Source organism: Serratia sp. LSHTC3 (assembly GCF_057197125.1).
Genome location: NZ_JBXUNP010000003.1, coordinates 53,904 through 67,541 on the forward strand (window position 1 = coordinate 53,904; position 13,638 = coordinate 67,541).

At 47.0% G+C, this 13,638-nt stretch carries 9 protein-coding genes, 1 tRNA gene and 3 pseudogenes; 6 read left to right on the forward strand and 7 right to left on the reverse strand.

Annotated features, from left to right (window positions below):
- Positions 1–2: 2 nt before the first annotated feature.
- The 5 genes from AC2CGI_RS13085 (at position 3) to AC2CGI_RS13105 (ending at position 3,840) form a co-directional block, all read left to right on the forward strand.
- Entirely contained in the window at positions 3–974 is a 972-nt protein-coding gene (locus AC2CGI_RS13085; protein ID WP_076740818.1) for a threo-3-hydroxy-L-aspartate ammonia-lyase, read from the forward strand.
- A 26-nt stretch (positions 975–1,000) separates the two neighbouring features.
- Positions 1,001–1,507: a YbaK/prolyl-tRNA synthetase associated domain-containing protein gene (locus tag AC2CGI_RS13090; RefSeq protein WP_076740819.1), complete on the forward strand. Its 507-nt coding sequence runs from the start codon at positions 1,001–1,003 to the stop codon at positions 1,505–1,507.
- Between the two features lie 161 nt (positions 1,508–1,668).
- Positions 1,669–2,049 carry a hypothetical protein gene (locus AC2CGI_RS13095; protein WP_076740820.1) on the forward strand — a complete coding sequence of 127 codons (381 nt, stop codon included), beginning with the start codon at positions 1,669–1,671 and terminating at the stop codon, positions 2,047–2,049.
- Between the two features lie 283 nt (positions 2,050–2,332).
- Positions 2,333–2,929 carry a hypothetical protein gene (locus tag AC2CGI_RS13100; protein ID WP_076740821.1) on the forward strand — a complete coding sequence of 199 codons (597 nt, stop codon included), beginning with the start codon at positions 2,333–2,335 and terminating at the stop codon, positions 2,927–2,929.
- A 2-nt stretch (positions 2,930–2,931) separates the two neighbouring features.
- The gene (locus tag AC2CGI_RS13105; protein WP_080497837.1) at positions 2,932–3,840 is read left to right on the forward strand and encodes a Kiwa anti-phage protein KwaB-like domain-containing protein; all 909 of its coding nucleotides are present in this window, start codon (positions 2,932–2,934) and stop codon (positions 3,838–3,840) included.
- Between the two features lie 653 nt (positions 3,841–4,493).
- Here the strand turns inward: AC2CGI_RS13105 and AC2CGI_RS13110 are convergent.
- The 3 pseudogenes from AC2CGI_RS13110 to AC2CGI_RS13120 form a co-directional block, all read right to left on the reverse strand.
- Positions 4,494–4,919 (reverse strand): annotated as a pseudogene (locus AC2CGI_RS13110) (integrase core domain-containing protein); the annotation flags it as partial.
- Positions 4,919–6,019: pseudogene (locus AC2CGI_RS13115) on the reverse strand (IS3 family transposase). The pseudogenes AC2CGI_RS13115 and AC2CGI_RS13110, both read right to left, overlap by 1 nt.
- A 79-nt stretch (positions 6,020–6,098) precedes the next feature.
- Positions 6,099–6,906 (reverse strand): annotated as a pseudogene (locus AC2CGI_RS13120) (IS3 family transposase); the annotation flags it as partial.
- A gap of 225 nt (positions 6,907–7,131) precedes the next feature.
- On the opposite strand from AC2CGI_RS13120, the gene AC2CGI_RS13125 reads away from it, so the two are divergent.
- Positions 7,132–10,098 carry an SIR2 family protein gene (locus AC2CGI_RS13125; RefSeq protein ID WP_484593955.1) on the forward strand — a complete coding sequence of 989 codons (2,967 nt, stop codon included), beginning with the start codon at positions 7,132–7,134 and terminating at the stop codon, positions 10,096–10,098.
- Positions 10,099–10,688: 590 nt separating this feature from the next.
- Here AC2CGI_RS13125 and AC2CGI_RS13130 read toward each other — a convergent pair.
- From AC2CGI_RS13130 to cutA, 4 genes are all read right to left on the reverse strand, one after another.
- Positions 10,689–10,764: transfer RNA gene (locus AC2CGI_RS13130), tRNA-Phe, on the reverse strand.
- A gap of 160 nt (positions 10,765–10,924) precedes the next feature.
- Positions 10,925–11,500 carry a division control transcriptional repressor DicD gene (dicD, locus tag AC2CGI_RS13135; RefSeq protein ID WP_076740825.1) on the reverse strand — a complete coding sequence of 192 codons (576 nt, stop codon included), beginning with the start codon at positions 11,498–11,500 and terminating at the stop codon, positions 10,925–10,927.
- A 39-nt stretch (positions 11,501–11,539) separates the two neighbouring features.
- Positions 11,540–13,258: a protein-disulfide reductase DsbD gene (locus AC2CGI_RS13140; RefSeq protein ID WP_049242679.1), complete on the reverse strand. Its 1,719-nt coding sequence runs from the start codon at positions 13,256–13,258 to the stop codon at positions 11,540–11,542.
- On the reverse strand, positions 13,234–13,557 hold the full coding sequence (gene cutA / locus AC2CGI_RS13145) for a divalent cation tolerance protein CutA (protein ID WP_015376376.1): 324 nt from the start codon (positions 13,555–13,557) through the stop codon (positions 13,234–13,236). Before cutA ends, AC2CGI_RS13140 begins: the two co-directional genes overlap by 25 nt.
- Between the last annotated feature and the right edge of the window lie 81 nt (positions 13,558–13,638).

A 13,638-nucleotide genomic window follows, 5' to 3' on the forward strand; every position in this document is an offset into this window, starting at 1 on the left:
CTATGACCGATTTGATTTTACCCGTTTATGACGACGTGGCCGCCGCCGCCGCGCGCATCAATGATTATACTCACCGCACGCCGGTGCAGACTTCACGCACGGTTGACGACGATTTCGGCGCCAGCATATTTTTCAAATGCGAGAACCTGCAGCGCATGGGCGCCTTTAAATTTCGCGGTGCGATGAATGCTTTGCTGCAGTTTTCTCCGGCGCAGCGCAAGGCCGGGGTCGTGGCCTTTTCTTCCGGCAATCATGCGCAGGCGATCGCGCTGGCTGCCCGGCTGCTCGACATTCCCGCCACGATCGTCATGCCGCACGACGCGCCGGCGGCCAAAGTGGCTGCGACGCGCGGCTATGGCGGCAAAGTGGTGGAGTACAACCGTTATCATGAAGATCGCGAGCAGATCGGCCGGGATCTGGCGCAGCAACAGGGATTAACGCTGATCCCGCCTTACGATCATCCGCAGGTGATCGCCGGGCAGGGCACCGCAGCTAAAGAGCTGTTCGACGAGGTTGGCGAACTGGACGCGCTGTTCGTTTGTCTGGGCGGCGGCGGGTTGCTGGCCGGTTCTGCGCTCGCCGCGCGCCGGCTGTCACCGGGTTGCCGAGTCTATGGCGTAGAGCCTGTGGCGGGCAATGACGGGCAGCAATCATTCCGTACCGGCCGCATCGTTCACATTGAGACGCCGCAGACCCTCGCCGATGGCGCGCAGACGCAGCACCTGGGCCAATATACTTTCCCTATTATCCGCCGGGACGTTGACGACATTCTGACGGTGACCGACGATGAGCTGATTAGCGCCATGCGCTTTTTCGCCGAACGAATGAAAATGGTGGTGGAGCCAACCGGCTGCCTGGGATTCGCCGCCGCCTGCGCGCATAAATCGATGCTGCGGGGAAAACGCGTCGGTGTGATCATCAGCGGTGGCAACGTCGACATTCGCCGCTACGGCGAGTTGCTGGCAGGTCAATAGAACCAGGCAGGTGACGAGAGAGAACCATGGTGACAGACAAGACGGTATTTGAGCAGGTCGTGGCGTTGCTGAGCGCCGGAGAGGCCGCATTCCGGGTGATAGAACATCCGGCGGAGGGGCGCTGCGAAGCGGTGGCGGCGCTGCGCGGCACCGAACAGGGGCAGGGCGCCAAGGCACTGGTGTGCCAAACGCGCATCGACGGCGCCAAGCATTACATTTTGGCGGTGCTGGCGGCGGACCGTCAGGCGGATCTGCAGCGGTTGGCGGCCGAGTTGGGCGGTAAAAAGGCATCGTTGGTCAGCCCGGCGGAAATCGCGACCCTCACGGCCTGCGTACCGGGGGCGATCCCGCCGTTCAGCTTCCACCCGCAGCTCAGGCTGGTGGCCGACCCGGAACTGTTTGATCGTTACGATGACATTGCGTTTAACGCGGGCGATCTGCAACGCTCCGTGGTGCTCAATGCGCAGGATTATCTGCGTATTGCGGCGCCTGAGTTTATTCATTTTGCGCGTACGGAGACAATGACGGAGTGAGAAAAAGATCGTCTGTTCGGACGAGTTGAACAACAACGCTGAACCGCCGTTTACCGCCGGTTCAGCGTTGTTATGCTATATCCTTTGTTCGGAACCGCTGGCTGAACGAGAGACTGAGTTTGATCACCAATCCCCTATCCCGCAAAGAATACGCAGTATGGATGTCGTTAACGATAGGGTTCAGCTTTGCGTGGCTAAATCTTTTAGAGATTTATAATCGTGATACGTTATTTTTTCAGAAGTTGACGATTTCCGTCATCAATAACGTTTCGTTCGCTGATGTTATCGCCCCTTACCTGAGACTGATTCTGTATCTTCCTTTCGGGCTATTGGCGGTGGTGCTGACGCTGCTGTTTTGCGCCCAGCGGTTATGCGATACCCGGTTCTTCGTGCTCGCCTGGCCGGTTTCTCTGGCGATCTTCCTGGCCTTTTGGTTTATCAACGTCGCTTTCCCCGGGCATCTCAATCTGGTATTAGCCGCCAAATCCTGTGTGCTGGCGCTGATTGGGCTGATCCCACCGAGGAAGCGGAAGACCGAATAATCGAACCAAGGACACGGGGATTTTCAATCCCTTTAAAATTGCGTTAAAAGCATCTGTAACTGCACGTGGGCGTCTACTTAGCCTTATCTATGTTAGTTAACTAATGTTAGATAACGGTTTTTTGTGTGTTTTCTGAACACCCTGTATGATTTTGTCTAGACATTCCCTTTGGTCAGTCTACCAAGGTTCTACCATTCTGAAAGATACTGATACAGATCCTCTTTTGACTGTACAATCTATGATAAGCTTTTCACCTTTATGCAGATAAAACTGGGGGATACATATGAGGCCAAGATTACTTATAGCGTTTGCGATATTTCTTGGTTCTTATCTACCGCTTAGTACGATTTTGCTTGTTCAGGATTTTGATAAGAAAAAGGCAATGGGTGAGGTATGTCTAAATGTCTTTTTAAACGAAAATTGTCATTTTCCTCTGCAAAAACCATGGCTTTCAATCGGTTTTCTCGTTCTTTGTTTGATATGTTTTTTATTCTCGTGGATTGCATTGAAGTTAACAAATGAAGGAGGGACAGATATATATATAAAAACAGTAAAACACACACCCTCGGATCTGATGAATTATGTTTTACCTTATATAGTATCTTTTATGAGTATAGATTATATGCAGGATGCTAAATTTATAGGGTTTTTGATATTTTTACTATGGTTATTTTGGTTGTCATATAAATCTGGACAGATTATTCTTAATCCAATGCTTGTGGTTCTGAACTGGCGAATGTATGAAATTACCTATTATTACCCTGGGAATGTAGATGATGAATTCACAGGTGTAGTTTTATCTAACAAAACTCTTGAGCCTAATAGTACGACAAAGACTCAAAATATTCAGTCTGTGATTGTAATAAATAAAGAGGGATAACAATGATTGAACCATTAGGAAATTTCAATATTAACGAAGCATCCATTACATTATGGGTCTTTAGGAAAAAGATAGAACAGACCCTGCCTATATATTCTGCTCGTTGGGTTAGTATTTCTGAAAACTTAGAAAATGAGTTAAAAACTTTTATAAATAACGAAAAGTTGCGATATACAGAAGTTATTGATTATGGTTTGTTAGCTCAAAATAATGAGGCTAGCTTACTTAAAATAGGGAGCGATGAAACTGAGATAGATAAGGTAAGATTATGTTCAGCTAATCAGACTCCTGAACGAAAAGTTCAAGATGTTAAACATCTAAACAATTGCGATTTTTATGCAGTAAAATTAGTGCATGATAATGACACGTTATACTGTATAAAAAAAACCGATGCTTCTTGGAAAACTAAAAAAAAGAAAGGTTTGAAGTCGTTGGTATTTGAAGAACATACTCTTGCGATTGATGACACACCTAGATTCGATATAGCAAAGTGTTTTGATTTTTTTGTTTTAGGAAATGATATCTTTATTAAGGAAAAAGGTGTGTTTGAGTCTCTTTTAAGCTATAAACAAGCACATATAACTAACTTTAATACGCTTACCGTTGAGCCTGAATTTTCAGGGCTATTTACAGACTTGGCTCCTCTTAATGAGTATGTAGGTAATAATGCAATGCAGTTACGTAGAGCATCAGCTATTCAACAAAAAGGATATTACAAAAACGGCGCGTTCATGGCCAGTTTAGTTGCAAATGCTCAGCGTTTTAGATTAAATCTGCAGTTTGATCCACATGGTAAAATAATAGTTACTAAAGCATGTTGTCCTGATATTTTTCAGGCGTTGTTAGATCATAGATTACAGTCTCATTACCAAGCTCATTTATATGATGTGCCCAATGCTCAACCTGTATGATGATTTATAACACGTGGGGTTTTTATTGTAGGCCACACGTGTTTGCTTTTTGTATTAATTAGGTGCTTGTTTTTTGTTAATGCAAATGGCTGTCTTTTTTAATTTTATATATGATTGGTGAATTTAATAATTCTTGGCGTTTGTATGAGATGAATAATTAACATTGAGTTGTTTTTTATAAAGCACACCTTGCAAATGCATTTTGAATTTATTTTTTTATTGAATGTTTAAGTGTTGTGGTATCATAACGCATTATCTCATGGATAACATTCATGTGCGGTAATACGTCAATAAAGTCAGGCCTTTCAATCAATATAGTTAAATTCATATCTTTTTCAAAGATCATATCAGATAAGACCTCAACCCGCCTGATTCAGGAGAGGGAAATAACGAACACGGTTGATGAAACACTTCCTGCAAGATACCACTCCGCATGGCTGCAAAGCAGGCGATAGGGATGAACGGTATGGCTGATGTTTTCGTCGGTTCTGATACACACCTGAGTCTGGTTGAGTATGGCGAGCGTCCATCGGCTGAAATCACCGAACAGCGTGGGTTTCTGGCGCGGCTCCGGTAGCATAATCCTGTAGGGTGAAGGGGGCTTGTAGTGGCACAGTAAATTTGTGCCACCTGATTAAAGGTGATTGTAGTGGTCAAGTAATACTGGCCACGGTTTTACAGTAAAAACGGTATCTGTTCTCTGACTCTTCCGGCGTCAGCCCTCCGTTATAATGATGAGGCCTGACGCTATTGTAGTAATTCAGGATATAGCCGCTGATTTGTCGCCGGGCCTTGTCCTTGCCTGCGTAACCATCCGCTGGCACCCATTCTGTTTTCAGACTGCGGAAGAAGCGTTCCATGGGGCTGTTATCCCAACAGTTTCCCCGCCGACTGACGCTTTGATTTATTCTGTAACGCCAGAGAAGTTGTTGATATTTAAGGCCAGTATACTGGCTTCCTTGATCGCTATGGAACATGACATCCCGAGGTTGACCACGCGTCTCATATGCTATCCGAAGGGCGCTGCTTATCAGTGTTGTATAGGCATTCGTTGACAGACTCTGTAAGCGTACCCGTTTTAGTTCCACGCACTTTTTGAGATTTCCGGGGTTTCAGCCATCAGCCGGTACTCTTCCGGCGTCAGGTTGTTCAGGGATTCATGAGGTCGCTCGCTGTTATATTCAGTCAGCCAGCGCTCCGTAATTTCCCGCGCTTCATTCAGGGTTCTGAACAGATAAAAATCTAGTATCTCCGTCCGATATGTCCGGTTAAAACGCTCTATAAACGCATTCTGCGTCGGCTTTCCCGGCTTGATAAATTCCAGCAACACACCATGTTCTTCGGCCCATTGAGCCAGTGCCAGTGAGACCAGTTCTGGCCCGTTATCCATACGCATCTTCCGCGGATAGCCGCGGTTTGCCACTATCCTGTCCAGCACTCTCACGACGCGTTGCGCCAGGATACTCAGGTCAATTTCGATCGCCAGTGCTTTGCGGTTAAAATCATCCACCACGTTGAACGTCCGGAAGCGTCTGCCGCACACCAGCGCATCGTGCATAAAATCGATGGACCAGCTCTGCTTCATCGCCTCTGGCGTCACCAGCATCGCCGGATTACGCACCAGTAGGCGCTGTTTTCCCTCACGGCGAAAATTCAGTTTCAGCAGGCAGTAAATCCGGTGAACGCGCTTATGGTTCCAGCTGTTACACTGCCTGCGCAGTAACTGGAACAGCTTCTTAAAGCCGTATCACGGATAGCGCTCCGCCAGTTCAGTCAGCGCCCGGATCACCGGCTCATAGCGCCGGGTATCGGGCTGGTAAAAATAGACCGTCCTACTCAGCGATAATGTCCTGCATGCCTGGCGTACGCTCATCGAAAACATCTCTTTCACATAGTTGACGAGCTCACGCTTTATCGCTGGTTTTAAAGCTTTTTTTCGATGACGTCTTTAAGTGCCCGGCATTCAAGACTGAGATCAGCAAACATCTGTTTGAGGCGTCGGTTTTCATCCTCAAGGTCTTTCATCTTTTTGATATCAGACGCCAAACTTCGCTTTCCAGTTGTAATAGCTGGCTTCAGAGATAGCGGCTTCACGGCAGACATCCTTAACGGTACGTCCGGCTTCGACGGACTTCAGAACAGAAATGATCTGGTGTTCGGTGAATCGAGCTTTACGCATGATGATCTCCTCAGAAGACATAATCAGTATGTCGGAAGATCTCTAAAAGTGAATGGTGTGGTTTAGCGGGATACTTGCAACTCCAGCCGATAACTCTGCGGGCAAAAAGATCCATGACAACTGCCAGATAGCACCAGCGATGTCCTGCCCAGATGTACGTAATATCTCCGCACCATACCCGGTCTGGCTCCGGCACAGTGAACTGACGCTCGAGTAAATTCGGCAGGCATGTATGTTCCTGACGGGCATTTTTATACTGATGTTTTCCTGCTGAAAACTGCTCAGATTCAGGTATTTCATGAGGCGCCCGGCACGGTAACGACTCATCGGGACGCCGTTCTGAGTCAGCATTTCAGCCAGAGTGCGTGCGCCAGCAGAGCCCCGACTCTGGTTCCATACTTGGCGTATTTCGCTGTACAACCTGACTCGCGCCGGATTGACAGTATCGCGTCGTTTTCGCCAGTATCGGTAACTGCTACGGTGTATTCCCAGAGCGGAGCAAAGGGTAACAACCGTGTGGCTGTCACTCAGTTTGGCAACTATCGTGAACCGTTCAGTGAGTCGGACATCAAGTGCGCAGTAGCCTTTTTTAATATCGTATTCTGTTCCTCCAGGCGGCGAACCTGCTTTTCCAGCTCGCGGATACGTTGCTGCTCTGCAGTAATGGGGGGCGCAGAGGGCGTGATCCCCTGACGCTCTAGCCTGAGCTGGCGTACCCAGCTTTCAAGCGTGGTAGAGCCGACATTCATCGCTTCACTGGCTTGTCGATATGAGTAACCCTTATCAACAATCAGCTGTGCATATTCCAGGCTGAACTCAGGGGTGAACGTACGTTTGGTTTTCTTGTTCATTAAGTCACCTTTTTTGTGTTGAGATGAGAATATCACCTTTAATCAGGTGGCCAAATTTACTGTGCCACTACATTCACAGAAATAATATGTGCATGATCCACACATAGTTACGTGAGGACAATCAACTTAATGGTGAAATTATCTCGTTGTGGTAAATTTTCCCGAACTCCTTCTTGACAAACAACCATGATTCCATGAAAGTTTCATAATGCAATAGTGTTCTAATGATTTGAAAAATTAAAACGGATAGAAGAAAAATATATGGGTAAAAGAATTATTCCAAATAGCAATGCGTTAAAGATTAGACTTTCTCAAGAGAGTAAACCTGTTACGTTTGTTATCGGCTCGGCTATTTCAAGGAAACATAATGACGCTGGCATTCCAGATGTTGGGGAAATAACTTTATTTATTTCTGAGCATCTTAAGAAACAAGGCCTTTACGATGACTATAACGAATTTATTGCAGAGCAAAATTTAAAAGATGATTATAAATCTGGTTTCGAGTTTATTTCATCTGTTTTTGGTCAGGATTATATAAATGAAACCATAAAAAGATTTGTATTAAGTAATGTTGATCCCGTAACTAATCTTCATAAGATACCAAAAGCTGTTAGTGATTTCACTACGTATATAAAAGATGAGAAATGCAAAGTGGCAAATATTGTCACTACAAATTTCGATACTTTGATTGAAGAGTCTTTTGAACAAACACATTGTTTAAAACCACAGAGTTATAGTCTCGTTTCAGACTCACATATTCCTTGTACTCAAAATGATGAATTAAAAATTGTACACATCCATGGTGTTTGGAACAAAAATGATACCATGCATACTCATAGCCAGTTAAGTGTAAAGAGGGATAAAATAGAGGGTTCTCTTCATGAACTTTTTTTAGACACCTTGGTAGTTATCTTGGCTTATGGAGCTTGGGATGATAGTTTTACACGTTCATTAAGTAATATTGTCAATCTTCCAAATGCTGATTATAACATTGCTTGGTGTTTTTACTCAGATAAACTAGATATAATTGAAGAAGACTTTGAAGAATGGTTTGAAAAATTGGCTCCTGCTATTTCTAGAGGTAGAATTAATTTTTATAAAGGCGTCGATTGCACAACATTTTTTGAATCTGAAACCCATCATGGATTCGCAAAAAAAAAAGTAACTCAGTCTAAGGATGAAATATCCTCTCAAAGTTTTAATTTTACATATTTTGACAAGAGAATGGATTTTGTTTCTGTAAGACTCAAGGAGGTAAATAAAGCCAAATTACTTCTTGAACAATTCAAATATATTTTCATCGAGTCCGGCTTAGGATATGGACTGTCTGATTTCATTTATGCAGTCTCTCTTACAATGGGGGGGGGGGAGTCAAGACTATTGAAGATTGATCTCTCTGAAGTTATTTCAAAGAAGCAATTGGAAACTAAGATCAAGGTTGATGCTGGGGCGGATATTTCTCAAATTATCTATTTTTATACTCAAAACAGTCATGAAAATGTGATATTTCATTTCTATAATATTTCTTCTGATATTGATTTGGATGCTCTGGCATACCTACGTTCGATTCCATCATATCTTTCAGTTATAAATCCGAATGCTAAGTTTTTCTTTTCATCAAATAGCTTTATTCGATCATTCAGGGATATACACGTCAAGTTGGATGTCCTTTCATTCCATGAAGTATCTTTAATTCTTAAAAATAGATTTGAAGAAAGAAATTTCACTCATGAACATCTACAGTCTTTTCATAATCTTTCAGAGGGTATCATCAGAAAGTTAGAGCGGATAATCTATTACTTAGAAGATGCATCTGCACAGGATGTGATTGATAAAAAAGATATTTTTAAAGGAGTATCCTATTTTGAGGTGATTTCATCAAAAACTGAACGACAAATAGAGAACTTAAAGAGTTCTCCTGATCATGAGATGACTTATCTTTTAATCAAAATTCTTTCTGTGTTAAAAAATGGTGAATCTTTTAAAAATATAAGAAAAACTAAAATTGGTTCTGAAATAGATTTAGATGATATTAAAAATATTGTCGACATGGGGATAGCTAAAACAATAGTGATTGATGATGATACGTCGATTACTAAAATGAATCCTATTATCAAGGACTACATTATATCATCAATGAGTCAAGACGAAATAGATAATATTTCAAATGATTATCTGGGAATTACAATCATTGAAATGAAAGACGGTTTGAAAATAAATTCTACAAACCGTAAAGTTCTTGAGATGGGCTACAGTACCGAAGGTGATAATGGTGGTTATCTGCTTGTAAATAACATTTATGAGTGTAAAAGAAAAATTATATCTGCAGAATCTAAAGATCAGCATGATGATGAGTTAAATAAAAGACGCTTTACTAAACTATCCCAATTGTCAATTGGTTACATATATGCTTTAAGAAATTCATCAATGTACAACGAGGTGATTTCTTCAGCTCAATTTTTATTAGAGGCTTTTGGTGATACGCTACCCTCGCAATATTATAAATATCATTTGCATATAGCATCATCCTTCAGAATGTTGGGTAAGTATGCTGATGCACAATACCACTTAGAGAAGTGTATTGCACTATGCCCTGAAAATGACAAAAGTACAATTGCACTTTGTTATGTTCAACAGCTATATATATATGAGATGACTGAAAAAGAAAAGGCTATAGAACTCGCAAAAAAAAGAAAGAAAGAATTTCGTAAGAATAGTAATGCTTATATTGTTTCCGACCAAATGATTTCACTTCAAAAAGAAAGATCAGAACGTATTGTTTATCTTGAAAGATTGGCTAAGAAAGCTCGAAAACTTAAGTTTCATACAACTGCAAATAACATCTTGTTGGACGTCAATAGAGAGAAAACAGGTGTTAAAAAAATGGAGAGTTTAGAGGAGGTTTTATCTCATGAAACCTCCCCATATAACCAATGCAGAGCTAGTATTAATAAGTATCAAATTATTGTCGATAATGGGCAATTTGAAAAAATTAAAGAAGATGATATTCGTATATTAAAGAATGTGTATAATTATCTCTTCAACCAACGCCTTGATAAGCTTTTTAAGCAATGCCATGAAATATTGTGGCGTGTTGCTGAAGAAAAAAGAATTCATGAGGTTATTTACCTTATTTATCATAAAGGTCAAATTATTTGGATTCTTAATGATGATTCTGAATTTTTCAATAAGTACGAAAACCTATTTGATGCCTTCATAATTCATTAGGGGAAATAGTATTTGATAGCGCTATCCTTAAGGTAAACTAATATATCAGTTTACCTTACTAGCCTGACAAACGAGTTGAGTCGACACAATGTGCAGCTAAGGCACTAATCATAAGCGTAAATCATTTCTATAATGGCGTGGAAGACGGGGGATTCTGGTAATGCGAAGAAATGAAAAGGAAAAATGTGCGTGTTTCTGGTGGAGCGGATAGTAGAGGTCCCCCTGAAAAGGGGAAAACATATGCTGGAAGCTTTTGCCCATCAAGAGAAGTGGGATCTACCCGCTCTACTCCCCGTATCGAAATTCATTTAATGCATTGTATAATAAAGGGAAATTAAAAACTCCCCGTTTCCCCCGCACTTTTGCATCATTATGAACACTTAGAAATGAGAAGAACCGTAACTGACTGTAGAAAGACCGTAGCTGGGAAGTGAGAGAGGCTTGTCAGAAGGTATTGATGTGTTTAAAAGCAACAAACATCGTCAAAAATGGCGAGAAATCCAGCAAACAAATAACGTGTTGTAACGACCAGAAATCTACCGTAACCAGAAAAGGAAAAGCCCCGCTTTTCAGCGGGGCCTCATGAATAGTGGTGCCCGGACTCGGAATCGAACCAAGGACACGGGGATTTTCAATCCCCTGCTCTACCGACTGAGCTATCCGGGCAACGGGCAGCATTAAACCGTATTGGCATAAAGCCGTCAACGGCTTTATGCGTGAAAGACGCTAAAATGCGTCCGGTTGCTGGCTTTTCAGGCAAAGGGCGCAAAAAATGCGCCTGTTGGGGCTATCGCCTCGGGTTGGTGGCGCTGCCAACCCTGCCGGTTCAGCTCAACGCCCCGTTGCGGCGGCACTGCGCCACCTGCAAGATGTCTTCCGCCAGCCGTTTGGCGACCGATACGTCCTGGAGCTGGCGTTTTACCAGCAGTTTGCTCAGGCAGCCTTCCTGAATCAGCTCCATTTGCTGCGCCACCATGTCGGCGTCGTCGGCGTCCATTGCACGCAGCAATTCGCGGGTCAGCTCCAGCGAGGTCAGCTTTTGCTGCTCCGCCAGTTGGTGGATCGGGTGGTCCGTTTCCGGGAAGAAGCTGCAGGCGGCGATAAACAGGCAGCCGGGATAGCGGTCTTGCTGCACGTATTCCGCCAGCACGTCATAGCGCGCCAGCAGCTTTTGCTGCGGGCTCAGATTTTCGTCCAGCAGCAGCTGGCGGCGCCAGGTGTCGATCTGTTGTCCGTGGTAGCGCAGGCAGTCGTACAGCAGCGCTTCGCGATCCGGCCAGAACCGTTTGAGATCGCCGGGCTGAACGTCGAGTTTTTCCGCCAGCATCTCTAATGTGGCGGTCGCCAGGCCCTGTTGTTCCAACAGGCCCAGCGCGGTATCAAGGACGTGTTCACGTTGCACTTGTGCTTCCTCCCATTCGCTTCCGATCTTCAGTGTCAGTTATCGCATCACTTTCTGCAAATGCGCGTTGAAGGCTTCCGCCTTCATAAAACCGGTGACCCGCTGCGCCGTCAGTTCCTGGCCCGCCGGATCGAAGAACAGGATCGTCGGCAGCCCCAGCACCTGCAGATGCTTCAGCAGCGCCGCCTGTTCCGCGCTGTTGGCGGTCACATCCGCCTGCAGCAGCACCGCGTTGGCCAGGCTCGCCTGCACCGCCGCATCGCTGAAGGTGTATTTCTCGAACTCTTTACAGGCTACGCACCAGTCGGCGTACAGATCCAGCATCACCGGCTTGCCGCGCGCCTGTTGCAGCGCCAGATCGAGCTGTGCGACGTTGTTGATGCGGGTAAAGGCCAGGTGCGGCTGAGCGGCCTGCTGCGCCTGGTCGGCGCCGAAAGCCCAGTCCTGCAGCGGCCGTGCGGCGATCACCGCCGCCGCCAGCAGCAGCAGTTGCAGGGCGCGAGCCCAGCCGCGCGCGCTTCTCAGGCTCAGGGCGAAAGCCCAGCCGAAGAACGCCAGGCCGAGCAGGCTCCACAGGCGCATGCCCCACAGATCGCCGATTACCCGCTCCAGCAGGAACACCGGCAGCGCCAGAATGACGAAGCCGAAGGCCTCTTTCACGTACTGCATCCATGGGCCGCTGCGCGGCAGCAGGCGGTTGCCGAACAGGGTGACGATCACCAGCGGAATGCCCATCCCCAGCGCGTACAGGTACAGCGTGCCGCCGCCGGCCCACAGATTGCCGCTCTGGGCGATATACAGCAGGATGGCGCTGAGCGGCGCGGTGGTGCAGGGCGAGCAAATCAGCCCGGCCAGAGCGCCCATCAGGAACACGCCGGTCAGCGAGCCGCCGCGCTGGGTGTTGCTCCAGTTAGCCAGCCGGGTTTGCAGTGCGGAAGGCAGCTGCAGGGAATAGAGGCCGAACATCGACAGCGCCAGGGCGATGAACAGCACCGACAGGCCGATCAAGACATAAGGATGTTGCAGCGCCGCCTGGAACTGCAGGCCGGCGGCGGCCACCACCAACCCGAGCAGGGTATAGGTCAGCGCCATGCCCTGCACGTAAACCACCGCCAGCGCCAGAATGCGGCCGCTGCTTTGCGGCCGGTCGCGGCCGAGGATGATGCCGGAGATCAGTGGGTACATCGGCAGCACGCACGGCGTGAAGGCGATGCCGATGCCGATCAGCAGCGCCCACAGCGGCGAAAACGGCAGGCTGGCCGGTGCGGCGGGCGCTTCAGCCGGTGCAGCGGCCGGGAGCGGGGCGGCAGCGCCGGCGCTGACGGCATCCAGCGGGATGACCCGGGTTTCCGGCGGATAGCAGAAGCCGGCCTCGGCGCAGCCCTGATAGGTGACGCTGAGGCTGGCGTTGGCCGCCGCCTGTTGCAGCGGCACCTGCAGATTAAGCTGCTGCTTGAAGATGGCGACTTCGCCGAAGAACTCGTCCTTGTGGCTCAATCCTTCCGGCAGGGTAAAGGCGCCGAGCGTCGCCTGCTGGGGCACCAGTTTGATCTGCTGACGATACAGGTAATAGCCGGGGCGGATCTGCCAGTTCAGCGTTACCTGGTTGCCTTGCTGTTTGAAATCGAAAGCGAAGGCCCGATCGACGGGCACGAACTGGCTGCCGCCCGTCGGTGCGAACAGCGAAGCCTGCGCCGCCTGCGGCAGGAAGAACAGGCTGCACAGCAGCAAAATCAGTTTAATGAAGCGTTGATCCATGACAGGTAGTCTTTATCTCCGGCCATCACCGGCAATACCAGCAGCTCGGGTGTCTGGTAGGGGTGATGTTGTTTCAGGGTGTCGAGCAGGGCCTGCTGACGGCGGCGATCGCTTTTGAACAGCATCTGCACCTCGTATTCCTGTTCCAGTTTCCCTTCCCAGTAATAGAGCGAGGTGGCGCCGGGCAGCAGCGTGGCGCAGGCCGCCAGCTTATCGCCCAAGACCCGCGCCGCCAGTTCCTGGGCGCTGGCTTCATCGGGTGCGGTACAGAGTATGACGACAGCTTCGCAATCAGACATCTTCAGCCCTCTCATCGGTTCGAATGGGCACTATACCCTGAAGGCGGATTGGCTAGAAGGCGAGTTTATCGCCAGAAGGAA